Genomic DNA, 22982 nt, shown 5'->3' with positions numbered 1-22982 from the left:
CTAAAACAGAAAAAAGAATGAAGAAGATATATATACGTTTTGCAGGCATGGCTTTGTTGATGGCCATGGCCGGCTCATGTAAAAAGTTTGTGGATTATAACCCGCATGAGGATTTTAAGGTAACCGACCAGGATTACCTGAAAACCGAAACCGACTACCGCACCATGGCGGTGAGCGCCTACACCCCGCTGCAATGGCTAAACCAGATGGTGCCTATAGGCGATATCGCCTCAGATAACTCGGTAGCAGGCGGCGAGGCAGCATCTGATGTGCTTTCGTTGCAGCAGATTGATGACTATACGCTTACCCCCGTAAACTCAACCCTTACCGATTTATGGCAGGTATCGTACGAAGGTATTAACCGTACAAACTATTTAACCCAATATAAAGACAAAAATCCGGGCGGCCAGCAAATCAATTTTGCAGGTAAAGATGCGCTTTATGGCGAAATCACATTTTTGCGCGCTTATTACTATTTCTCGTTGGTGCGGATGTTTGGCGATGTGCCGTTGTTTACCGACCGGCGCCTGGAAGTTAAAGATTCCAAAACCCTTAAACGCAGCCCTAAAGCCGATGTGTACAAACAAATAGAGGCCGATTTAAATAACGCTATTGCTGTTTTGCCAACCACCCAAACACAAAAAGGTCGTATCACCAAATACGCGGCTCAGGCTATGTTGGGTAAAGTTTATTTGTACGAAAACAAGTTTGATGATGCTAAAAATGTATTGGAAAGCGTGATCAGTTCAGGAGCGTTCACTTTGGTGCCTGACTTCGCTTCGATATTTTTAGCAGCCGGCGAAAACGGCCCTGAATCTGTGTTCGAGATCCAGTACAGCAACAACTCGCCTTATTACAACTGGGGAGGCCAAACCCGCGGCCAGGGTAACTATTCGGTACAGCAATGCGGTATCCGTGGTTTGAATGGCTCGGCCAGTATGCCTTATGCTGCCGGCTGGAGCACTAACCTGCCTACGCAGGATCTGGCTAACGCTTATTCGGCAGGTGATCAACGTAAAGCTATCACCGCATTTGATATTGAAGCTTACAAAGCAGCCAATCCATCGTACAATATCACCTACCAGGTTGCGCCTTATAAAAACACAGGTTTGTATAATGGCAAATACCTGCCACGCAAAGGCGAAACATCGGGTCAGGTAGAACTTAATTATCTTAACAATTTCAGGACTTTACGTTATGCCGAGGTATTGTTGATGGCCGCTGAAGCCGAGAACCGCTCAGCAACCCCTAACGATACCAAAGCGCAGGGCTTCCTGAACCAGGTACGCGCCCGTGCCTTTGGCGATGCCAATCACAACATCACATCAACAGGTGCTACATTAAAACAAGCCATATGGGATGAAAGAAGGTTGGAGTTAGGTATGGAGGGCGACCGCTTTTTCGACCTGGTGCGCACCGGGCAGGCTGCAAGCAAGATCACAGGGTTTAAAACTGGTAAAAATGAAGTATTCCCGATACCACAGAAGGAAGTGGATATTTCAGGGTTAACACAAAATCCGGGATACTAATCATTAACCTCAAACAAAAAAGATCATGAAATCAATGAAATATATTTTAGGTATTTCCCTGGTGCTTGCCATAGCGGCGGGCTGTAAAAAGGAGGAATTTACCGATACCTCATTTGCCAAAAATGCCCCCGAACCCGGCAAGTTATCAGTACTGTTTGATATTACGCATGATAATACCGGTTTGGTAACCATTACCCCGAACGGCGAAGGCGCGTCATCATACGATGTGTACCTGGGCGATAGCGGCGATACCTACGTGAAGGTAGCGGCAGGTAAAAACGTACAGCATAAATATGCCGAAGGCAATTACACCGTTAAAATTGTTGGTCACAACCTAAGTGGTAAAACCACTACGCTAAGCCAACCTTTAACCGTGGCCTTCAGGGCACCCGAAAACCTAAAAGTAACTTTATCAACCGATGGCCTCAATATCAGCGTAGCCGCTACAGCCGACTACGAAACCTTGTTTAAAGTGGCTTACGGTGATTCTACAGCTACCAACCCGGTTGCATCAGTATCATTTTTAGAGGGGCAAACTGCTAAGCATACCTATGCAGGCGCGGGTACTTATACTGTAAAGGTTACAGCATTAAGCGGTGGCGCGGCAACAACCGTGTTTACGCAGGATGTTAAAGTAGGCAAACAGATCGATCTGCCGGTTACCTTTGATGATCCTAACTATGATTATACACTGAGCGATTTCGGCAACAACCAGTCGTCATTAGCTGCCGACCCGGCCAATGCTGCCAATAAGGTAATGAAAACCCTTAAAGCGGCAGGTGCCGAAGTCTGGGCCGGTACCACATTGGGTACAGCATCGGGCTTCGCAACAAAAATCCCGCTTACGGCTGCCAACGCAAAAATGAGCGTAAAAGTTTACTCGCCTGCCGTGGGGCTGGATATCAAGCTTAAAGTAGAGGATCATGCTAACGGAAACCACTCGGTTGAAACCGATGTAAAAACCACCAGGGCCAATGCCTGGGAAACTTTGGTATTCGATTTTACCAAACAAGCCGCAGGTACACCTGCCTTTGATGCTACTTATACTTACGATAAAGCTTCCATCTTCTTTGATTTTGGCAACCCGGGTAGTGGTAAAATATTTTATTCTGATGATTTTCAGGTGGTAGCAGCTCCACCGGTGTTAAAACAAATTAACCTGCCGGTAACTTTTGATGCCTCAGATGTAAATTATGCCGTAACCGATTTTGGTAATAACCAAACTGCCGATGGTGTTGATCCAACCAACGCTTCCAATAAAGTTAAGGTAACCACTAAACCTAACGGTGCAGAAACATGGGCAGGTACTACTATCGGTACGCCGGCCGGTTTCTCGGCAAAAGTTCCGCTTACGGCTACATCAACCAAAATGAGCGTAAGGGTTTACTCGCCGGCAGCGGGTATCGATATTAAACTAAAACTGGAAGATCATACCAACGGTGCAAAATCTGTTGAAACGGATGTGCTCACCACCAAAGCTAATGCGTGGGAAACCCTGACGTTCGACTTTAACAAAAACTCGGCAGGCACACCGGCGCTCAACCTTTCTACCAATTATGACAAGGCTTCCATCTTTTTTGATTTTGGTAATGCAGGCAGCGGTAAAAAGTTTTATTGGGATGACGTGATGTTTGTAGCGCCTGATCCGGGTTCGACCGTTTTAGGCTTACCGCTTACCTTCGAATCATCGACAGTAACCTATAACTTTACTGATTTTGCAGGGGGCGTACTTTCGGTTGTGAACAACCCGCATGCAACAGGCATTAACACCAGCGCTAAAGTTGCACAAATGGTTAAATACAACGGCGAAACCTACGGCGGCAGCTTTATCACCCTTGATAATCCTATTGATTTTTCGACCAGCAAAACCTTTAAAATGAAGGTGTACTCGCCACGTGCAGGCGCTAAGGTATTGTTAAAGGTGGAGAACCTGACCGACGGCAGCACATCGTTCGAGAAGGAAGTATCAACCACCACGGCCAACGCCTGGGAAGAGCTAACGTTTGATTACAGCGCTATCAATACGGCAAAATCTTATCAAAAAATAGTGCTGATTTTTGATAACGGCACCAAAGGCGATGGATCAGCCAATTATACTTTCCTGATAGATGATATCACCCTTAATTAATAACAGATCATGAAAATCAACATCAAAGCAATAGCGATAATTATCATAGCGGCTGTTATTGGTTACAGCAGCTGCAAAAAGCCCGAATATTCGTTCGGGCAACTCACCAGCCCGTCAGATTTAAAGCTGACCTTGGTGGTAGACAGCGCCGATGCCGCCAACCCGGCAGGCATGGGCAGCGGCAAGGTAAAGATCACCCTGGCCTCCAATAACACCATTACCTACAGGGTTGACCTGGGCGATGGCCGTACCCAGGTAATGGGGGCAGGTACCACCACGGTTAAATACAACAATCCCGGTACCAACGATTATACCATTACCGTTAACGCTGTTGGCACAGGTGGCAGCACCTCAACCATCAGCAAAAAAGTGACCGTATTTGTAGCCTTTGTGATCCCCGCAGACATATTGAATAACCTGACCGGCGGTTCATCAAAAGTTTGGGTTACCGACAGGACAAACCCCGGCCATGTTGGTGTTGGTCCGGCAGATGGTTTTACACCATCATACTATGCCGCGGCTCCCAACGAACGTGCCGAATGTTTATATGATGACGAGATCACCTTCATCAAAAACGCTAACAACACGGTAAGCATGAGTATCAACAATAAAGGTCAATCGTTCTTTATAGCCGCGGCTTCAACATTTTACGGTAAATCGGGCGGCGACAATTGTTATGATATCGATGTATCGGGCGTTCGCAACCTTAGCTTTATGAATGCTACCTCGGGTTCAAACTCTTCGAACTCTACCGGCTACCAGTTTTTGGTTCCCGGTAACGGTTTGATCAATTTTGGTACAGGTGGCAATACTTACGAGATCTTGTCGCTTACTTCAACACAAATAACCCTGCGTAACATCGGTATCGACGGCCTGGCCTGGTATCAGAAATTAAAAGTTAAACCGTAACAACATGAAAAATTTACGAATATCATTATTCATTATGTTAGCCTCTGTTCTTTTTGCCGCCTGCGGCAAAAAGAACGAGGGACTGGGCTCGGTGGGTACGCCGCCTCAAGGCCTTGATCTTAAAGCCGTGGTAGCTACAGACGGAAGTGGCAGCGTTACATTCACCGCTACGGCTACCAACGCGGTAAGCTATGAGTTTGATCTGGGCAATGGCAGTTTCCAAAACTCAACCAATGGTTCAGTCACCTATAAATACCCTGCCGAGGGCAGCTATACCGCTAAGGTTACTGCAAAAAGCAGCACAGGCAGTACGGTGTCAAAAACGGTGTCATTCAATATTTCATTCAGCAATACCGGCGGACCAACGCCAACCTGGTCGGAAGAGTTCAATACCGATGGTGCACCTAATCCGGCGGTTTGGGGCTATAATCTTGGTGCAGGCGGCTGGGGCAATAACGAGTTGCAGTATTATACCGATAGGGCTACCAATGTTATCGTATCTGGTGGTACGTTGAAAATCACTGCCAAAAAAGAAAATTATATGGGCAGCGCCTATACCTCTGCACGTTTGGTTACCGAAAACAAGCAGGTATTTAAATACGGCCGGTTGGAGATTAAAGCCAAATTGCCTGCAGGCGGCGGTACCTGGCCTGCTATCTGGATGCTGGGCAGCAATTACGCAACTTCGCCGTGGCCGGCTTGTGGCGAGATAGATATCATGGAGCATGTAGGTAACAACCTTAACAGGATCCTTGGCACCTTGCATTATCCCGGTCATTCGGGCGGTAATGGTAATGGCGGCTCAACAACTATTACCAATGCTACCACCGAGTTTCACGTATATGCTTTAGATTGGTCGCCTGCTACCATCAAAATTTCGGTAGATGGTAATGTGTATCATACGGTGGCTAATGATGGTTCATTGCCTTTTAACCAAAACTTTTTCCTGATCCTGAACGTGGCGATGGGGGGAAATCTGGGCGGCGCGGTTGATCCGGGCTTTAGCAGCGGAACCATGGAGGTTGATTACGTCAGGTTTTATAAAGCAAATTAAAAAAGTGCCGGGCCGCAGAGCCCGGCTATTACCCCCTGTTATAATTTATGGAACTAAACAAATACAGATACAAGCGGACCGTAGCATTTGTGTTCTTTGCCGTCTCGGTATCCGCCTGTTATGCACAAAAAAAGCATGCTGCTGCCACCTCAACCGGCAAGGTGATATTTTATGATGATTTTAACGCGGATAAGATAGACCGCAGCAAATGGAATTTTGAGATAACCGGCAAAAACAATCATTTTAATGATGAGTTGCAGGCTTATGTTGATACGCCGTCTACAGCTTTCATTGTACATGGGGCAGCTGCAGAGGGAGCTGACGGAGGTGCGCTGGAGATCAGGCCGCAATCGGCCCCCGGCTTTATTACCAAAGACGGACAGCTTTTTGATTTTATATCCAGCCGGATGACTACTCAAAACAAATTTCAGTTTACCTATGGTACTGCTGAAGCCCGGATCAAATTAGTTAACGGTGCAGGCTTATGGCCTGCCTGGTGGTTGCTGGGTACCGGCGAATGGCCGCACACCGGCGAAACCGATATTATGGAATACATTGGCGAAAAAGACTGGGTAAGCGCGGCTGTGCACGGCAGCGGTTACAGCGGCGAAACACCGTTTGTTAACCGCCTGTACCTGGATGCTAAAAATGATGTAACCCACTGGCACACCTATGCTGTAGACTGGACACCAGAAGAACTATTGTTTAAATACGACGGCAAACTCATGTTCCGCGTAACCAAAACTATGGCGCAGCATTACGGCAAATGGGTGTTTGATAACCAGCAATACCTCATCCTTAATTTTGCCTTAGGCGGAGCATATCCGGTGAAGATAAACGGCGTAAAAAAGCCTTACGGCATGCCCGAATCAACCGTGCAAATGGTTAAAAATAGCCAGGCCAAAATGCTGGTAGACTGGGTGCGGGTAACCCAAAAATAGTGGCCCATTATGAATTGGAACGCCGTCGGTAAGCAATTACCGGCGGCGCTCTTGTTTTAATAAGGTGGGGTGGTGTAAAAAAGATTCCTCCTCAGCTGCTTGCGCTATAACTAACGCAGTTCGTCGATGACATTTTTTAATTTATTAGAATCAATTTGTCCTGTCATAAAACATTATTGTAACAAAATGTTACTATAGTATTGCAAGTTGACTTTCTCATCGTTAATTTTAAGCAGATTAAATACTTACCACCAATTAACCTTTTGCTATCGTATGAGAAAATCTTTATGTATTGTTGTATTACTGCTTTTGCCCGGCCTGCTGAGCGCCCAGTTAACCGCCCCCAAAAAAAGCGCGCAGCTGCCAATTATTGATGTACACGTGCATGCCATGAAAGCATCACCTGGTGTGCCGCCATTATGCCCCTGGTTTTTGAGAAACATGCCCGGGGGAGATCCTAACTCGCCGCCGCCATCTTTTTTAAGTACGGGCTGCGCCATCCCGCTGCAAGCTGCCCATTCGGATAAAGAAATGCAGGATTCGATTATGGCTACCGTCAAACGCCTTAACATGACCATGGTAGTTTACGGCGATGCTGGTATTATCCGTAACTGGAAAAAAGTAGCAGGCGACCGCATTATTCCAGGCATAGGCGTGAGCTCGCCAAAGGATATGAGCGTGGTAGCCTTTACCGATTCGCTTTCATCCGGATTTTACAAGGTAATGGGTGAGGTAGCCCCGCAATACCAAGGGCTTTCACCTTCGGATATGTCGTTGGATGGTTATTTCGCGGCGGCCGAGAAGCTGAATATCCCGGTAGGTATCCATATGGGTACCGGTGGCAACGGGATGGCTAACCTCACTTCGCCCAAATACCGCGCCTCCATGGGCGACCCGCTGTTGTTGGAAGATCTGCTGGCCCGTCACCCCAAATTAAAAGTTTGGGTGATGCATGCGGGTTATCCACTGGTTGATAATATGATAGCCCTGATGGGTGCCAATGCTTATGTTTACGTAGATATTGCGGGTTTGATCTGGAGCTATTCGCAGGTAGAAGTGAACGCTTATCTGAAACGTTTGGTGCAGGCGGGCTTCGGCAAACGGATTATGTACGGTACCGATATGCTGATCTGGCCTAAACTGATTGAAACTTCCCTTAGTATTATTGAAAATGCCGATTACCTGTCAGAAGAACAAAAAAGAGATATCCTGTTTAACAATGCCGTACGCTTCTTCAGGCTCGATCCGGAAAAGTTTAAATAAGATATCAGCAGTTTTAGAATAATCAGCGTGGCTTGCAACTAATTTCATCGGTCTGTCGTCTTCCTTAAAAAACGACAGACCGATGAAAATATTAATTACCGCTGCGATAGCCTTGTTACCTTTTGCCCTTAAGGCACAAACTACAGAACACACTCCCTTTTACTCGTACGAAAAACTAAGCTTTCAAACCGGCGACTTTCTGGTTAAAGACTATTACATCCCGCTTGATGGTAATATCAACAATCCGAAATCAATTATGTATGTAGCCAAAAAGCCCGGCATGAACGACATTTTTGAAACAGCCGTTGGTTTTAAAACAGATTCATTTACTGTGGCAAAAGGGGAGAGGCTTGTTTATTCGGTTAACCTGTTTATAAACCCCTCATCAACCTTTGCCGAAGTTAAAAATCTCACAACCGGCGGGCAACAAACCATTAACCTTAAACTTGATGGCGTAATATCGGCTAATCGTGCAATTGAAATAACGGGGAAGGAATATGACCGCAAAGCCTCGGTTGTTGATGGTGTATTTAGCTTTAACCGCAACAAGTATAAGATTGTAAGTAACAAGGAAATTCAGGAGAAGCTTAGCGATGTATTAAAGGGTATCACTATTTAAAACAAAGCTGTTCTAAACCAGTAACAAGCCCCCGACTTCGACCATTGATGAGAAGTGTGCTGATTGTATTTATGCCTCAGCTTTTTCGTAAGCTATCTTAAACCTGATGCAGCAGCCCCTGCCTGCCTCACTTTCAATATCAATGCTGCCTTTTTGCAGGTTAATGATTTCGCGGCAAATATACAGGCCAAGGCCGGTACCGGGTTTACGCCCGGCCTGGTTGGCCTGGTAGTAGCGGGTAAACAATTTATCCTGTTTTTCTTTTGGTATTCCTACACCGGTGTCGATAACGCTTACCTGCAGCTCCACTTTCTGCGTATTTAAACGGGTAATAACGGCCTGCACTGTTACGCTGCCGGTATCTGTATATTTGATGGCGTTGCTTAGCAGGTTCACCATAACCTGTTTAAGGCGAAACGCGTCGCCTTTAATTAACGTTTGTTCATCGCCGGTAACGTTAGCGGTGATGTCGAGTTCCTTGTTCTCGGCCATAAATTTAACAGCCTCTACCGCTTCCCTGATTTCCTGGCCGGGATTGAACGATGTAATGGTAAGTACATCGGTCTGCTGGTTCTCCATCTTCCCGGCATCAAGAATATTGTTGATGGTACCCATCAGCATGGCGGATGAATGCTTGATGGCTGCTATCTTTTTTTGCTGATCATCCGTAAGCGGCGTTTTGTTGAGCATATAAATAGCGCCGTTAATAACCGTAAGCGGGTTGCGGATCTCGTGGCTCATAGTTGCCAGAATCTCTGATTTCTGACTTGCCAGCGCAACTGCCCTTTCATTTTCGGTAAGGTAATTCTGCTCGGCGGTACGGGCCCTGAAAATGAATACAATGAGCAGGGGGATAAATAAAAGCACCACAATAATCGCTATGCCGGTAAATGTGTTCATCTCGTCGGTAGCGGCCTGGTATTGTTTTAAAATGTCGCTTCGGTCTTTGATCCAGGCGCCAAGGTCAATATCCCGGAGTTGCTTTAACAATTCGCGGATTTGCGATACAAAATCAAGATTAGCGGCCACAAGACGTTTGTTGGAGCCTATCAGCTGGTTGTTTTTTTCGTTAAGCTTTTTGAGCAGATCAGTAATAATGGCTTCATGCTTTTTGTTAAGCGCGTTGGTAACCGAATCTTTAATTTGCCTTTCGCGCCTGATGGTAAGCGTACGGGTTGTAGCCTGGTTTTTATTGGCGATAGCATCACGCAACCTTTTGAAAAAACCGTTTTTGTTTTTGTTAACAGTTACTGTGGTATCTGCCGATTGCTTTACTTTAACCTGGCGCTTAAACTGGAAATTCACATTCTGGTTTGATGGCGCCGATACGTTAATACCTTCGATGGTAGTTACTTTGAGCAGTGAATCAAAACTTTTTTTCAGTACAAGTACCTGCTCTGACAACATCAGTTTGTTTTTTAACGAGGCTGAGATCTGTTGTCGGCTACCCGGGAAATACCGTGCGCTATCGGCCTGGTAATCTTTTAAAATGCCCTCAATCCGGCTGAATATGTTTGTAAGCCTGTTTTTATAATCATTCAGTTTTTGAGGCTCGTGATACAGGCCCGCCTGCTGAAAATCGTTTTCGGCAGTGTTCAGGTCAATCAGGATATTGCTGATATCCTGGGTTTTTGATGGTTCCCTGAATTCGCGGCTCAGCTTATCCAGTTTCTTTGTTATTGAATATTTTAATATCAATGAGCCGGTAGCAACCAGGAAGGTGAAAAACAGGGAGATGATAAACAGGCGATAAAGGTTTTTTGAGGCTTTTAATTGGGGTATCAGGTTGTTCATCAGAAATGTGCCGGTTTGTTAATTTTATCAGCGCAAGATCCCGGTAAACAACCGTTTGGCGCGGCACAAAGATATTGAGAAAAATGATACGGTGATTGGATTGGTTTACACCGATAGTAAGAGTGTGCTTGTGCTCGTTTGCAACGAGTTCTTTGTACTTGCGCTCGTTTGCAACGAGCGCTTAATATGGCTTTGCGTTTATAACGCAAGCCACGCGATACAATCGCGAAACCAGGTTAAGCGCTCGTTGCAAACGAGCGCAAGGTTTTGGCGAGCGCAAGGTTTTGTTAGGAGGTTGTGTTGCGATTTCGTCAATGCGCAGGCTTATTATGCGCTAAAATCACTGCTCTACAAAGTGCCAGCAAACACCTGCTACATCAATAATATCTACCTCCCGGCCATAAGGCTGTCGCGAGATCCCGCCGATGCGGATACCGTATTTTTCGGGCAGCTGCCTGTTCAGCACATCTGTTCTGAATTGATCAACATCACTCACTTTTACACTCAGCATAAAATTCTGAGCAAAATTGATTTCCTCATATTTCTGAAGAATAAACCGGCATTCATCTTTTTGAAAACCAATATAGCCATCCACCTCCCAATTGATATGAAAGCCTAATTCAAGAAAGAAAGCCCGTGAGCCTTCGAAGTTGTTGCCGGATGGGACAAATGGTTCGAGTGATAAAAATTTCATAATGATGAAAAATAATAAAGCCTGCCGATCACATCGGCAGGCTGATAGTATCTGTTAAACAGCGTCAGATAAAGAGCTGAATGTAAAATCCCTGATCTTCATCGGCGGGATCAGGTAACTGCGGTAGCTTTCAACGCTAATACTGCGTTCCTGCTTGCCCAGGGCTTCGAGATTGTTCAGCATAATAACCGGGCTTTCATTAAACCTGAAGTTTTTAACCGGGAATTTGATCTTACCGTTTTCAATGTAAAAGGTACCATCGCGGGTAAGGCCGGTTAACAGCAGCGATTGGGGATCAACCATGCGTATGTACCAAAGCCTCGATACTAAAATACCACGTTCGGTACTTTTGATCAGATCTTCAATGCTGGCATCACCGCCTTCCATAATGATGTTGCCCGGTCCGGGCAGCGGTTTTACGCCTTTTTTATCGGCCCAATAACGCGAGTAGCTCAGGTTTTTAACCACGCCTTTATCAATCCACATGGTTTTTTCGCGAGGCAGCCCTTCTCCGCTCCAGGTTGAAGAGGGCAGGTCTGCATTGAACGGATCAGAGTAAATGGTTACTTTAGGATCAACCAGTTGTTCGCCTAAACGCGTGCCTCCGCCTTTTTTGCTTAAAAAGCTACGGCCTTCTTCGGCGCTGCGGGCATCAAACCTAAACATGTTCTCCATCATATAGGTTGCCGCTACGGGTTCCAGTATCACGGTGTATTTTCCCGGTTCAATGGCTTTTGCTCCTGATGAGCTTAAACATTTGGTTGAGGCGATTTTGGTTGCCGAAAAAGTGTCGAGCTTGCTCACATCCGTAAAACCCCGTGCGGCATAGCCCGATGCGGTGCCTGCCTCGTTACGGGTAGTTACCGAAAAAGTTACATCGGTACCTTTGGTGTAAGCGAAAAGACCTTTTGAATTCATCACCGCGCTGAAACCAGTTGAGTTTTCGAGGAAACCTGCCGCGCTTAGCCCTGCTTTTTTGGTTACTTCCAAACTTTTAGCCACCAGTTCGGCGCGGCTATCAGGTGTCATAGCGGCGGTTGTTGGGTTAAAAGTTATTTCTTCCTTAAATTCACTTTGCCCTAACATAGGCATGTATTCGGGGTTGGGAGGGGCCAGCTGGGCTAACTCTTCCGAGCGGCGAACCACCCGCTCCAACGCGGCATCACTAAATTCATCAATAGTGGCGGTTCCGGCCTTTTTACCGTAAACGGAGGTTACGGCCAGGCCCATGGTGCTGACATCGCCTGCCGTTGATACGGCGTTTAAGGCGTACCTGATATTGCCGCCTTCACTGCCGTTTATACTTACTTCGCATTCCTCGGCTTTTGAATAAGCAAGTACTTTTTTCAATAAAGCCCGGGCTTCTTCTTTAGTTAATATTGCCATTTCAATTATCCGATCTTTCTTTTGGTGTTAATTACGTTTACTCCTTTAAATAACGCGGTTGATGACCCATGCGATACCGCGCTTGATTGGGCTGGTTGCCCCTTACCATCGCTAAACGCGCCGCCCAAACGATAGTCGCTTTCATCACAAACCTGCGCGCACGAGTTCCAGAACTCCTGGGTATTGGCCTGGTAGGCAACATCGTTCAGCATGCCCACAATCTTACCCTCTTTGATCTCATAAAACAACTGACCGCCAAACTGGAAGTTATAACGCTGCTGATCGATAGAGAATGAACCATCGCCAATAATATAAACGCCTTTTTCTACATTTTTAATCATGTTATCAACGCTAAGCGGTGTTTTGCCCGGTAGCAGCGAAACATTTGGCATGCGCTGAAACTGTACGTCCTGCCAGCTTTGCGAGTAACAGCAACCCTGCGATTCTGTTAAACCAATGATATGGGCCTGATCACGAATGGCCTGGTAGTTAACCAAAATGCCATCTTTAATGATATCCCATTTTTTACATTTAACGCCTTCGTCGTCGTAACCAACTGCGCCCAATGAGCCAACCTGGGTTTTATCGCCCACAATATTAACCGCCTTGCTGCCGAAGTTGAACTTGCCCGATTTCCATTTATCAAGCGTTAAGAAACTGGTACCGGCAAAGTTTGCCTCGTAACCTAAAACGCGGTCTAATTCGGTAGGGTGACCAACGGATTCGTGAATGGTTAGCCATAAGTGTGATGGATCAAGCACCAGGTCGTACTTGCCCGGTTCCACTGATTTGGCTTTTATTTTTTCGGCGGCCTGCTTCGTGGCATATTTAATATCCTCCAGCATGTCGTAGCGTTGTTTATAGCGCGGAGTAATGCCGCCAACTTTTTCACTCTCCAGCGCGTCGAGGTATTCATAACCCATACCCACCGGCGAACTTAACGAGCGGCGGGTTTCGAACGAGCCTGCCGAAGGATCGATTTTAGTAACTGTAAAACTTGGCTGGAGGCGGTGTACATCCTGATCAATATAGGAGCCATCTGTTGAAGCAAAGTATTTTTGCTCGTTAACGGCAAACATAACCGAGTTTACAAAATTGGCGCCACCCGCCATGGCTATGCCGTTGGCATTCAATAGTAAATCAACTTTTTCTTTTACAGGTACCTCAAAGGCGTTTTTGGTAAGCGGGGTTTTCCAGCTTACTTCGCCGTAGCCTTTTTGCGGTGCCAGTTGTACCGGCGCGCCGCCAATTTTAGCGTTAGCTTTGGCAACAGCAACTGCTTTAAGGGCTGTTTTAGCCATGCCCTCTTTGGTTACATCGTTGGTGGCTGCAAAGCCCCAGCAGCCATTGGCAATAACCCGGATACCGATACCGTACGATTCGGTGTTGGCTACGTTCAGTACCTTGTTTTCGCGGGTAACTACAAACTGGTTCAGGTAGCGGCCAATGCGCACGTCGGCGTAGGTTGCCCCGTTAGATTTTGCGGTGTTGAGGGCCACATCGGCCAGCTCCTTTTTAACGGCCACATCTACCCGCTCGAGGGCCTGTGCCGGATCAATCGTTTTACCGAATGCAGATAAATCGGGCAGCATTAACGCGCCTGCCCCAATACCTGATAAATAAAGAAAGTCTCGTCTTCTCAAAATATTAGTCCTCCTTAACGCTTTAAGCCTCCCTGAATGGGATTGCCCGGCGTTTGTTTAAAAAATAGGGTTGTTTTATAGCTGCCCTTTGCGAGAGGTTGTTGCTGCCCCTGCCGTTTTAGCTTCGGCCCACAGAAACGTGCATGCTAACAAGAGCAAAATATAAGCATATATTTTCGATACCAAAATTGTTGCTTTTTTCTGTATCTGTTTTGTTACATCGTTGACGCCTGCAAGGCTAAGGCTGTAGTGCCTGGTATCTGCCTGCTTTTTTAATTTGCGGATGCTTTGCCATTCCTCATCGCCATAAACATACCACCAGTTTGTAGCGTTGCCGGCTTTTACTAACTGCCAGCCCGTTTTTTCAGGCCGGTATTGATAATGATATTCAAAGGGGAGCAGTGGGTTTTGATCGGGCGGTAAAGCGGCGCTGCCGGCAGTAGCAATTTCGGCAATTTCGCTTTGCAGCAGCAGATCAACAGGTTCAGATACCGATGGTATGTCAGTGTGGATGGCCCAGTTTGCTTCCGGCGGAGTTTTGCGGGCAGCTTGCCGGATTAAAGCCGACCATAGTTTTGCATAATCGCCTTTATTGCCTGCCAATGCCCAGCTAAAGGAATTGTTTATCAGTGTGTAAACCAGTTTACCATTACCCGTTAAGGAGGTAGCCGCCAGCAAATGCCCGAGTGTGTTTGTAACCAGGGGCCGCATACCATCCTGGAATTGAATTGAAAGCGGCCCTGTTGTGATCCGGGCAAGGGGTTGTTGGTTGCCTTGTAGCAAGATAGGGTAAGCCAGCGTATCGCGCCGGGGCGACAGCGCGGTTTTGAAACTGCTTTGCAGCCATGAATTTCCCGCGGCGCTATCTGCCCGTATAATAACGCCGAATCCTTTTTCTGTTACCGCCTTATGAAGTGCAGCTGAATTTTGCGGTGAAAATGTTTTTAATGCAGATAGGTCACCGATCAGCAAATCAAATTGATCCAAAACAGAACCTGAAATGTTTTCTAAGGGGATGGCTGGCGTATTGATGAATTCAGTACGGAATTTATCCTTGCTGATAGCCGAGCGTACAGCTACCGCATAGCCTTTTTCGGATAACCAGTTTTTCAGGAAACGGCTTTCAAAATCGGGCGATGATGTAAGCATCAATACTTTCAACGGCGCAGTACTGTCAACCTGGAAAGGAATGCTGCCATTATCAACCGTATCTTTACCCGAAATAGTTAAAAGGCGGTATATAGCCTTTCCTGAAATTTTAGGCGTATTTTTAAGTTCGAATGTGCCGGTTTCCCCTGGTTTTATAGATACCGAATCGAGGGATGTGCCGAGGCCTTGAAGTACTAATTTAATTTTGTTAGCTGATGTGTTTTTATAGGTGCCCTGTACCTTTAATTCGTCGCCGTTTTTAATGCGGGTATTCCAGTTTACAGCTGTAACGCCTTGTTTAATTTGCCCGGGATGGAAGGATACCGGCAAATTATGGAGCTGCGATAACTGATAAGCGCTTAACCCATCGCCTAAAATATGCAGCCTGGTAATGCCCGAGTCGGTGTAGAGGTTAGCTAATTCATCAACTAAAACAAGTTTAGGATGGCGCTTTTTAAGAGCTGGGTTTATCGTGAACCGCTTTAAGTTTTTATAGGCTGATAAGCTGGCCGGATTAAAACCATCGGTTACCAAAACAGCCTCCGTTTGGTTGTCAACAGAGATCTCCTTTTGAAAACTTATCGGGATAGCAATGCCGGCTAAAGCGGTACTCGCTATTATAACGGCAAGGATCCGCCAGCTAAGTAATCTTTTATTGACGCGCCTAATTTCCTGCCATGTCACTACCGCGCCAATTACCAGGCAGATAATCAAAACTAATATGTTCCAGTTGTTTTGCATCATTGCCGGCTACGGTTTAAGTTTTTAAAATACTGCTCCGATAAGCCCATATCCGGGCTGTTTTGCCCGGCAACAGGCGTTTTACTTACTTCATGAAGCGCTTTTTGGATAGCCTTTTGCACTAAAATGATATCGCTTTGCTTAATTTTTCTGTTAGGCGATAAGATGCTGTTTAGCGCGTTCAATGCCGATAGGTAACTGCCTGGTGATCTGGCAGCTTTAGCGCTTAGTTGCCGGTTCACCGGGTTTAATATTTGCTGTTGTTGTATGTTTACAGGTGTATCGGCTTTTAACTGACTTAATACTTCTGCAGCCCTACGCAGGCTTTCAAGCTCATCTTCTTTGGGCTTGATCTCCTGCTTTATCGACGCCGATTTGATGGCAGACAAGTCGCCGCTTAACCTTTTCTCTAATTTTAATGGGGTAGGGTTGTAGCCTGTTTTGGCCACGTACACACGCGATTTTTGTTGCAGGTCTTTTAGCAGCCGCAATGCTTTATACTCAAAAGCGAGGGCGTACTGCGGTTTGTATAAACGGAGCTGTAATTCGGCCTTCCACATTTCGGTCAGGGTGGCTTTTAGCTGTGCTTTTTGCGCGGGATCAAAAAAGCCCGCGTCTTCGGCATTATCGTGTTTATCGGTGTATTGATCCCTGATCACATCGGCGTTGCCAAAATTATTGAGATCACTTACCGCGTTGTTGTCATCGCCCCCGATGTCCGATTCTGATTCCTCGCCCAAAAACTTTCCATACCGCAGGCGTAATAACTTTTGGTCGGTAGCAAGATCATTACTGCGGTTTTTAAACTGCACTGCAGTGATGCTGTCTTTTTCCTTCAGTAACCGTTCCGAATCAAGGATGATCTGCCTTTCGCTCCTGAAAAATTCCGGTTTTTGATCGGTGCCGGTTACAATGCCGTCCATGCTTAACAGTTTGGCGGTATCCTGTATTGATACGGTGTAAACATCGGTTCGGCTTTGCTGCTGATGGGTGTCGGTGGCCTGGATGTAAAAATACAATTCATCGCCCGGCTCCATATTTAAGGCGGGCAGTTTTATTAGTTTTTGCAGATCGTAATGTGGCAAACGGCTGCCAAAAGATAACCCTGCATCTAACTTATAGTCTTTAAACTTTACTGCTTCGCCGCTGCCTTTAGCAACAGTAGCAAATATCATCGCATCGGCAATGCCGTAATCATCATTGATGCCGGCCCGAATGTTCACCTGCTGTGCCTCGCCGGCGTCGATATAAGTGTAGGGCTGCGGCGCCTGGATATGGATAACCGGCGGAAGATCATGAATAATTTGTATGGCACAGCGTTCTGATAGTTTATCGCCAATACTTACCTGGTAAAATACGGCCTGGTTGATAGTTGCCTGCACTTTCCATGTTTGCTTATCGTTATCAATAGGCTTTAAATTGATAATACGATTGTTATTAATCAATAGCGCAACATGTTTAACCGGCGTGTTGGTACTAACCTCCCATGCTATTGCCGAACCTTCTTCGGCCTCGATGGTCAATTTATCCTGGGTGCGTTTAACCTTCCTTGTGTAGGCGGGTGGGGTTATCGTTATCTTAACGGCGTTTATTTGCGGCAATAATTTTTCAACCGTTTTGCCCGCTTTTACGGCTGCTTGTTCGTTACCCGGTAAATTTAACCCCGGTTTAAGATGAACCAGGGTCGCCAGCAAAGCGCCAACAACCAAAGCCGCTGCCAAAACTATCCCCGCTTGCTTTACCGGCTTCCAAAAATGTTTTTGCCTTATAGGTATGTTGATAAGGTTCTCTTCAACTTTCGATAGCTGCAATCGCTCTAACAGGTTAAGTTCATCCGGATTTTTTAACAGCAGGTTGCCGCTTTCCTGCAATTCGGGGTAATGTTGATTGAGGAAATTCAGGATGCCCGCTTCATTAGTAGACCATGACTTTTGATAAAGCAGTTGGCAAATGAAGACTATAAATAAGATGGCTACTGTCCAGGTCAGCCACGCATTTAGGAATATCAGCAGTAACGCGCCCAAAACAACCGCTGCCGATAAGGAATACAGTAAACATGCAACAAGCCTGCAGCAAATATAAAATCGCCGTATCTGCCCAATGTGTCGATATACTGTTCCTCGTTTATCCATCAGTGTTTTTGAAGTTGATATTGATGATGGGCCATAAACCGTTCTAAGAGAAATAAAGCAACCAACAGCAGCCAGAAATAATGAGACAGATCGGTAAGAATATCGGGTTGCTGCCCGGTTACTGTATCTTTTCCGTTGTTATTACCAGGGAGTAATTGCCCGTTGCTGATAGCCCGGCGTTCGTGCCTGCCGGCAGTCATTTGCATCCGTTCGTCAAAAACCAATCGGAATAGCCATTGCGGGAAGTTATTATCCCAAACCAGGTCTGTCCAGGCCAGGTTAAAATGAGTGTATAAATAATAGTTGTGGCCGGGCAGGTTTCTGCTCAAAACAGTTCTGCCGAAACCATCGGTCCAAAGCGCTTCGCCGGTTGCATTGCCGTTGATCAGCTGGTAAAGCCCCGGTTTACTAATTTGCTCCGAGATATTAAATGCCCCCTTGTCATTTATCCATGAATTGGTCCTGGTAACATTTCCGGGGGCGTAGATCAGTACGTTGGTTGTTTTTTTTGCTATCGCCGATGGAAGCTTTTGGTCTGATAACCAAAACAACCAGTTTTGCCCGGCGGTAATTTCGTTCGGAGTTTTAAATTGTTTTATAACCGTTTTTCGTCCGCTAAAACTACCCAGGGCTTGCAGGGCGGCCCCCACATAAGCGGCATCAACAGCATATCGATCTGTGTAAACAGTAAGTTTGATAGCTGTGGTATCAATTATAACGTCACTTGTATCGCCTTTTTTCAGGCTGATGTAAGCTTTGCCATCAAGGGTGCGTAACCTGAAATCAGCGTTATGATCTACTGCCGAATTAATGATATGCCTGGTAAAATTAGTTCCGCCCGGTTTGCTGTGACCCTGCAATACCTGTATGTTTTTTTCGCCGGTGAACCAGGCATCGGCTATCCAGCTGCTTGTGGAATCATCGGGCGTGTAGGTTTTCCATTTGATATTTAAAGCTGTTGATGGCCTGTCGCCTTTAAAATGATTGATGCCGTTTGGGGTGATCAGGTACACAGGCAGCCCTGCCGGAATTTGCCTGTTCAGTTTATTAATAAGCACCCAATAATCTTCATCTGCTGGTGATTGCTTCGATGTGTCGGCCAGCGCTTTGCCCATCTCCGCTGCAGTAAATCCCTCGTTAAAATAATGAAACAGGTACCCCATGCGGGTTAAAGAATCAATCTGTGGTTTCAGCTTCCGGTAGCTTTCGGTAAGGTTTTCGCGGGGGATCAGCAGCCAGCCCCTGGCGTTGGATGTATTAGTTTCTTTTTTCCAAACAGGTATTGATAAAAGTAAGGCCAACAGTATAAGTAATAAACACCTTACCGCAAGCAACAATTTATTGGTTACTAATAAGCTTCGGCTACTTTTTTTTGCTGCAGCGCTAATGAGCGCTATGCTGCCTACTTTCAGCGTTTTGCCGCTTTTAATATTCCACAGGTGGATGATTACCGGGATACTTACCGCGGCAATTGCAAACAACCATATGGGATTTAAAAACTGCATTAATTACTTTGATTAGCGCTTAAAACCTGCTTTTATTTCGCTGAACCAAAAAGCTGCGCAAAGCTTCATCCAACGGTTGGGAAGTATTGATCATCCGGTAAAAAATACCGTTTCCTGTTAGTTCTGTCCGGGTTTTGTTTAGGTGCTCCTGTAGCTTATCCCTGTAATAGAGCGACTGCGTGGTGTTGATATCAATAGTTTCCCCCGTTTCCAGATCTTCCAGTGTTCCATAGTCGTGGAAGTCGAAATGAAGCTCATTTTGGCCCATCAGATGAAAAACAATGATCTCGTGCTGATGTGCCGATAATGAGTTGAGCAGCCTGCTGATCTCTCCATCAGTTTGATACATATCGGTAATAAAAACCAATAGTTCCTTACGGTTTGTACCTGCAAACAGTTCTTTGTAATGTGCGGGATTAGTAAACGTGCCCGAAGGCTGGATCTGCGCCAGATGGTGGTACAAGCGTTGTAAATGCCGGGGATCGGGTTTAGTAGCGAGTGAAAACAAATCTCCCTCCTTAAAAATATATAAACCAACAGCATCTCCCTGTAAATTGGCCAGATAAGCGAGCGCCGCCGCCATAAAACGGGCATAGTCAATTTTTTTAATGCCATTATCGTCGTGCGCCATCGAAGCGCTGGCATCCACCAAAAACCGAACGGCAATACTGGTTTCCACCTCCGATTCGCGGATGTAATACCTGTCTGAACGGGCGTACATGCGCCAATCCAGCCACCTGAGGTCATCGCCTGGCTGATAGCTGCGGTATTGGCTAAATTCAAGTCCGGGCCCTTTAATGCTGCTTTTATTAAAACCATTCAAAAAGCCATCTATCACCGTTTTGGCGAGTAAGGGCAGATCTTTAATGGTCATTAATACTTTTGGTTCGAGCATTTTTTTAGGTCGGATTTTATATGTAGAGACGCATAATTGCGTCTCCGGCATGCAATTTACGCTGGAATGGCGGCCCTGTAAAGCCAGCGTGTTCTCCAGAGAGACGCAATTATGCGTCTCTACAGGGAAATGTTTTATCAGATAGCCTTTGGCCTTTCAATGGCTTTGATCAGCTCCGCGGTAACATGGTCTGATGTAATGTTTTCAGCTTCTGCTTTAAAGTTCATCAATACGCGGTGGCGCAGAACTGCCGGGGCCATGGCGTGGATATCTTCCATCAAAACAGCGTACCTGCCCTTTAATAAAGCACGGGCTTTGGCGGTCAAAATCAAAGCCTGCCCCGCGCGCGGACCTGCCCCCCAGCGTACCCAATCCTTAACATAGGCTAATGAAGTGGTATCGGGGCGGGTGGCGCGTATCAGCAGGCTCACATATTTCACCAGTTCATCATTGATATTTACCTGCCTAACTAACGCCTGCGCCTGCTGTATGTCTTCGGCGTTAATAACCGGTTTTACATCAGCTTTTTTGGTGCCCGTGGTTCTGTTCAGTACTTCAAACTCTTCCTGCTCGGTTGGGTAGCCCATTTTTACGAGCAGCAAAAAACGGTCTAACTGCGCTTCGGGCAGGGGGTAGGTACCGGCCTGTTCAATAGGGTTTTGGGTGGCAAGTATAAAAAACGGTTTGTCCAGCGGGTAGGTTTGACCGCCGTAGGTAACCTCAAACTCCTGCATGGCCTCTAACAGTGCGGATTGTGTTTTAGGCGGTGTACGGTTTATCTCATCGGCCAAAACAATATTGGCAAAGAGGGGACCTTTGTTAAATTTAAAAAAACGCTTGCCGGTGGCATGGTCTTCTTCCAGAATCTCGGTGCCTACGATGTCAGTAGGCATCAGGTCGGGGGTAAACTGGATGCGCCTGAAGGACAGGTGTAATGCCTGCGACATGGTTTTCACCATCAGCGTTTTAGCCAGGCCGGGTACGCCTTCCAGCAAACAATGGCCTCCCGCCAGGAAGGCTACCAGCAGTTCATCCAGTATGGCATCCTGGCCAACAATTACCTTTTGTATCTCGCTTTTTAGCAATGGCAGTTTAGCCAATAATACTTTTACGTTATTTTCGGTAAGTTCCAAAATATGAGATCAGTTTTTATAAGTCATCCAATATATCATCCTTTTGCCTAAAAACGGGCAGCTGTTAATAAAAAGGCAACAAAGTATCCGAAACTTTACAATATACAAAAACAAAAGCCCCATTGAAACAGAATAATGTGCTACTTTTAAAATCTGAATATTAAAATGCGTTACAGCGGCAAATTTACCTTCACAAGGTTAAGTTATCATTCGGGCGATTGGGATACCGACCAGCGCATGCCTTCCAACCTGCTTAACTCATTGCTGGAGTACACTACTATTCCCATCGATCCGCACGAAAAAGTGATCCCCCTGAGCAGTGAGGATATTTTCTCGGCTCCGTTTTGCTATATCAGCGGTCATAAACTTGTTCAGTTTGATGCTAAGGAGAAAGCTAATTTTAAACGCTATGTTGAGAATGGAGGCTTTGTTTTTGCCGATGACTGTAACCATGATATCGATGGCCTCTTCGCCCGCTCATTTGAGGCCCAGATGAGCGCCTTATTTGGCCCGGCGGCATTGAAGAAGATCCCCAATAACCACCAAATCTATCATTCGTTTTTTCCTTTTGACAAAGGGCCGCCCAATACCAGTTTTGAGCTGAACGGCTGGGGGGATGACCTGGTGCATGACTATCTGAAAGCCATTGAGTTTGACGGACGGATTGGGGTTTTGTACAGTAATAAGGATTACGGCTGCGAGTGGGACTACGATTTCAGGAACAAGCGTTTCCTGGCCGAGGATAATACCAAATTCGGCGTTAATATTATCATGTACGCGTTGAATTTGTAAACAACAAAAGGGTGCCGCCCCGCCGCCGCTCGGCTCCAGCCGAGCTGCGGCGTTTTTTTTAAATTCGCTTTAAAAACTGCATCCTGCTTCAGGAACTATACCCTCATGATCCACATTTAAAACAGCTTCACCATTTTTAAAGCTCACTATCCAGATACTATCATAATCATCATCGGGCCATTTCAAGCCTTGCTTTTTTACACCTAATGATCGTACTATCGGCGCTATGCCGCCGTGTTCCCAGCTTATCAGTACAACTCCGTTGCGGCTTTTTAAATCGGCAGCCATCCCTAACGAATCCTTTTCGGCGCGGCTGCTGTTGATGGTTAAATTGTATTTGGCCGCTAAGGGAACAACGGTTTCAAACATGCGGGCATGTTTGGTAGTCTCGCCCAAACCCAAACCCGGAACAAACAAGTAAGTAGGTACGCCAAATTTAGCATTGATAACAGCCGGCAGTTTTAATGAGCGATTGATACCCGCGCAGGTAAGGTTATCGCCCTTAAGCGGTTTTTCGGCATGGCGGATAAATACAATCTTAAGATCGGCAGATTGAGCCTGAACTTTTAATGAAAATGCCTGGACTACCACAAGCAGGGTTAAAATATTATAAATGATCTTTTTCATTTGTAAAATGGAATAAAAAAGGGCAATTGATTGCTCAATCGCCCTTTG

The 22982-nt window shown here is 46.1% G+C and carries 18 protein-coding genes; 8 read left to right on the top strand and 10 right to left on the bottom strand.

The window, feature by feature from the left end; all coding sequences use genetic code 11:
* Window positions 1–17: 17 nt before the first annotated feature.
* From LX99_RS11345 to LX99_RS11315, 7 genes are all read left to right on the top strand, one after another.
* Window positions 18–1529, top strand: coding sequence for a RagB/SusD family nutrient uptake outer membrane protein (locus tag LX99_RS11345; protein WP_109607978.1), 1512 nt, complete (start codon window positions 18–20; stop codon window positions 1527–1529).
* A gap of 25 nt (window positions 1530–1554) precedes the next feature.
* Entirely contained in the window at window positions 1555–3657 is a 2103-nt protein-coding gene (locus LX99_RS11340) for a hypothetical protein (RefSeq protein ID WP_109607977.1), read from the top strand.
* 9 nt (window positions 3658–3666) lie between these two features.
* Entirely contained in the window at window positions 3667–4566 is a 900-nt protein-coding gene (locus LX99_RS11335; RefSeq protein WP_109607976.1) for a PKD domain-containing protein, read from the top strand.
* Window positions 4567–4570: 4 nt separating this feature from the next.
* A complete protein-coding gene (locus LX99_RS11330) occupies window positions 4571–5620 on the top strand; it encodes a family 16 glycosylhydrolase (protein ID WP_109607975.1) in 1050 nt (349 codons plus the stop codon).
* A 47-nt stretch (window positions 5621–5667) separates the two neighbouring features.
* On the top strand, window positions 5668–6561 hold the full coding sequence (locus tag LX99_RS11325) for a glycoside hydrolase family 16 protein (protein ID WP_109607974.1): 894 nt from the start codon (window positions 5668–5670) through the stop codon (window positions 6559–6561).
* A 273-nt stretch (window positions 6562–6834) separates the two neighbouring features.
* A complete protein-coding gene (locus LX99_RS11320; RefSeq protein WP_109607973.1) occupies window positions 6835–7824 on the top strand; it encodes an amidohydrolase family protein in 990 nt (329 codons plus the stop codon).
* Window positions 7825–7906: 82 nt separating this feature from the next.
* The gene (locus LX99_RS11315; RefSeq protein ID WP_109607972.1) at window positions 7907–8443 is read left to right on the top strand and encodes a hypothetical protein; all 537 of its coding nucleotides are present in this window, start codon (window positions 7907–7909) and stop codon (window positions 8441–8443) included.
* 69 nt (window positions 8444–8512) lie between these two features.
* On the opposite strand, the gene LX99_RS11310 is transcribed toward LX99_RS11315, so the two are convergent.
* The 9 genes from LX99_RS11310 to LX99_RS11270 all read right to left on the bottom strand — a co-directional run bounded on the left by LX99_RS11310 (window position 8513) and on the right by LX99_RS11270 (window position 21515).
* Window positions 8513–10237, bottom strand: a complete 1725-nt coding sequence (locus LX99_RS11310; protein WP_109607971.1) for a sensor histidine kinase — start codon at window positions 10235–10237, stop codon at window positions 8513–8515.
* A gap of 340 nt (window positions 10238–10577) precedes the next feature.
* Entirely contained in the window at window positions 10578–10931 is a 354-nt protein-coding gene (locus LX99_RS11305) for a VOC family protein (RefSeq protein ID WP_109607970.1), read from the bottom strand.
* Window positions 10932–10985: 54 nt separating this feature from the next.
* The gene (locus LX99_RS11300) at window positions 10986–12317 is read right to left on the bottom strand and encodes a TldD/PmbA family protein (RefSeq protein WP_109607969.1); all 1332 of its coding nucleotides are present in this window, start codon (window positions 12315–12317) and stop codon (window positions 10986–10988) included.
* A gap of 5 nt (window positions 12318–12322) precedes the next feature.
* The gene (locus tag LX99_RS11295) at window positions 12323–13960 is read right to left on the bottom strand and encodes a TldD/PmbA family protein (RefSeq protein WP_109607968.1); all 1638 of its coding nucleotides are present in this window, start codon (window positions 13958–13960) and stop codon (window positions 12323–12325) included.
* Window positions 13961–14035: 75 nt separating this feature from the next.
* Window positions 14036–15853: a hypothetical protein gene (locus tag LX99_RS11290; protein WP_109607967.1), complete on the bottom strand. Its 1818-nt coding sequence runs from the start codon at window positions 15851–15853 to the stop codon at window positions 14036–14038.
* Window positions 15850–17982, bottom strand: a complete 2133-nt coding sequence (locus LX99_RS11285) for a DUF4175 family protein (protein WP_146203099.1) — start codon at window positions 17980–17982, stop codon at window positions 15850–15852. Before LX99_RS11285 ends, LX99_RS11290 begins: the two co-directional genes overlap by 4 nt.
* Window positions 17982–19487 (bottom strand): BatA domain-containing protein, encoded by a 1506-nt coding sequence (locus LX99_RS11280; protein WP_109607965.1) that lies wholly within the window; start codon window positions 19485–19487, stop codon window positions 17982–17984. The genes LX99_RS11285 and LX99_RS11280 overlap by 1 nt, the downstream gene beginning before the upstream one ends.
* 19 nt (window positions 19488–19506) lie before the next feature.
* A complete protein-coding gene (locus tag LX99_RS11275) occupies window positions 19507–20382 on the bottom strand; it encodes a DUF58 domain-containing protein (RefSeq protein ID WP_245927892.1) in 876 nt (291 codons plus the stop codon).
* A gap of 137 nt (window positions 20383–20519) precedes the next feature.
* A complete protein-coding gene (locus tag LX99_RS11270; RefSeq protein ID WP_109607964.1) occupies window positions 20520–21515 on the bottom strand; it encodes an AAA family ATPase in 996 nt (331 codons plus the stop codon).
* A 165-nt stretch (window positions 21516–21680) separates the two neighbouring features.
* On the opposite strand from LX99_RS11270, the gene LX99_RS11265 reads away from it, so the two are divergent.
* Complete coding sequence (locus LX99_RS11265) at window positions 21681–22307, top strand: DUF4159 domain-containing protein (RefSeq protein WP_109607963.1); 627 nt, start codon at window positions 21681–21683, stop codon at window positions 22305–22307.
* Between the two features lie 69 nt (window positions 22308–22376).
* On the opposite strand, the gene LX99_RS11260 is transcribed toward LX99_RS11265, so the two are convergent.
* Window positions 22377–22934 (bottom strand): histidine phosphatase family protein, encoded by a 558-nt coding sequence (locus tag LX99_RS11260; RefSeq protein WP_109607962.1) that lies wholly within the window; start codon window positions 22932–22934, stop codon window positions 22377–22379.
* Window positions 22935–22982: the final 48 nt, after the last annotated feature.

It is taken from the genome of Mucilaginibacter oryzae (genome assembly GCF_003148845.1).
Lineage (GTDB): Bacteria > Bacteroidota > Bacteroidia > Sphingobacteriales > Sphingobacteriaceae > Mucilaginibacter > Mucilaginibacter oryzae.
Note: the sequence above shows the minus strand (reverse complement) of the source record. Positions and strands in the feature narration are given on the sequence as shown.

Bases quoted from the DNA above. Each gene is read 5' to 3' on its own strand.
- LX99_RS11290 (WP_109607967.1), bottom strand. From the start codon at position 15,853: ATGATGCAAAACAACTGGAACATATTAGTTTTGATTATCTGCCTGGTA.
- LX99_RS11300 (WP_109607969.1), bottom strand. From the start codon at position 12,317: ATGGCAATATTAACTAAAGAAGAAGCCCGGGCTTTATTGAAAAAAGTA.
- LX99_RS11315 (WP_109607972.1), top strand. From the start codon at position 7,907: ATGAAAATATTAATTACCGCTGCGATAGCCTTGTTACCTTTTGCCCTT.
- LX99_RS11275 (WP_245927892.1), bottom strand. From the start codon at position 20,382: ATGCTCGAACCAAAAGTATTAATGACCATTAAAGATCTGCCCTTACTC.
- LX99_RS11345 (WP_109607978.1), top strand. From the start codon at position 18: ATGAAGAAGATATATATACGTTTTGCAGGCATGGCTTTGTTGATGGCC.
- LX99_RS11325 (WP_109607974.1), top strand. From the start codon at position 5,668: ATGGAACTAAACAAATACAGATACAAGCGGACCGTAGCATTTGTGTTC.
- LX99_RS11320 (WP_109607973.1), top strand. From the start codon at position 6,835: ATGAGAAAATCTTTATGTATTGTTGTATTACTGCTTTTGCCCGGCCTG.
- LX99_RS11260 (WP_109607962.1), bottom strand. From the start codon at position 22,934: ATGAAAAAGATCATTTATAATATTTTAACCCTGCTTGTGGTAGTCCAG.
- LX99_RS11310 (WP_109607971.1), bottom strand. From the start codon at position 10,237: ATGAACAACCTGATACCCCAATTAAAAGCCTCAAAAAACCTTTATCGC.
- LX99_RS11335 (WP_109607976.1), top strand. From the start codon at position 3,667: ATGAAAATCAACATCAAAGCAATAGCGATAATTATCATAGCGGCTGTT.
- LX99_RS11305 (WP_109607970.1), bottom strand. From the start codon at position 10,931: ATGAAATTTTTATCACTCGAACCATTTGTCCCATCCGGCAACAACTTC.
- LX99_RS11330 (WP_109607975.1), top strand. From the start codon at position 4,571: ATGAAAAATTTACGAATATCATTATTCATTATGTTAGCCTCTGTTCTT.
- LX99_RS11265 (WP_109607963.1), top strand. From the start codon at position 21,681: ATGCGTTACAGCGGCAAATTTACCTTCACAAGGTTAAGTTATCATTCG.
- LX99_RS11285 (WP_146203099.1), bottom strand. From the start codon at position 17,982: ATGGATAAACGAGGAACAGTATATCGACACATTGGGCAGATACGGCGA.
- LX99_RS11280 (WP_109607965.1), bottom strand. From the start codon at position 19,487: ATGCAGTTTTTAAATCCCATATGGTTGTTTGCAATTGCCGCGGTAAGT.
- LX99_RS11340 (WP_109607977.1), top strand. From the start codon at position 1,555: ATGAAATCAATGAAATATATTTTAGGTATTTCCCTGGTGCTTGCCATA.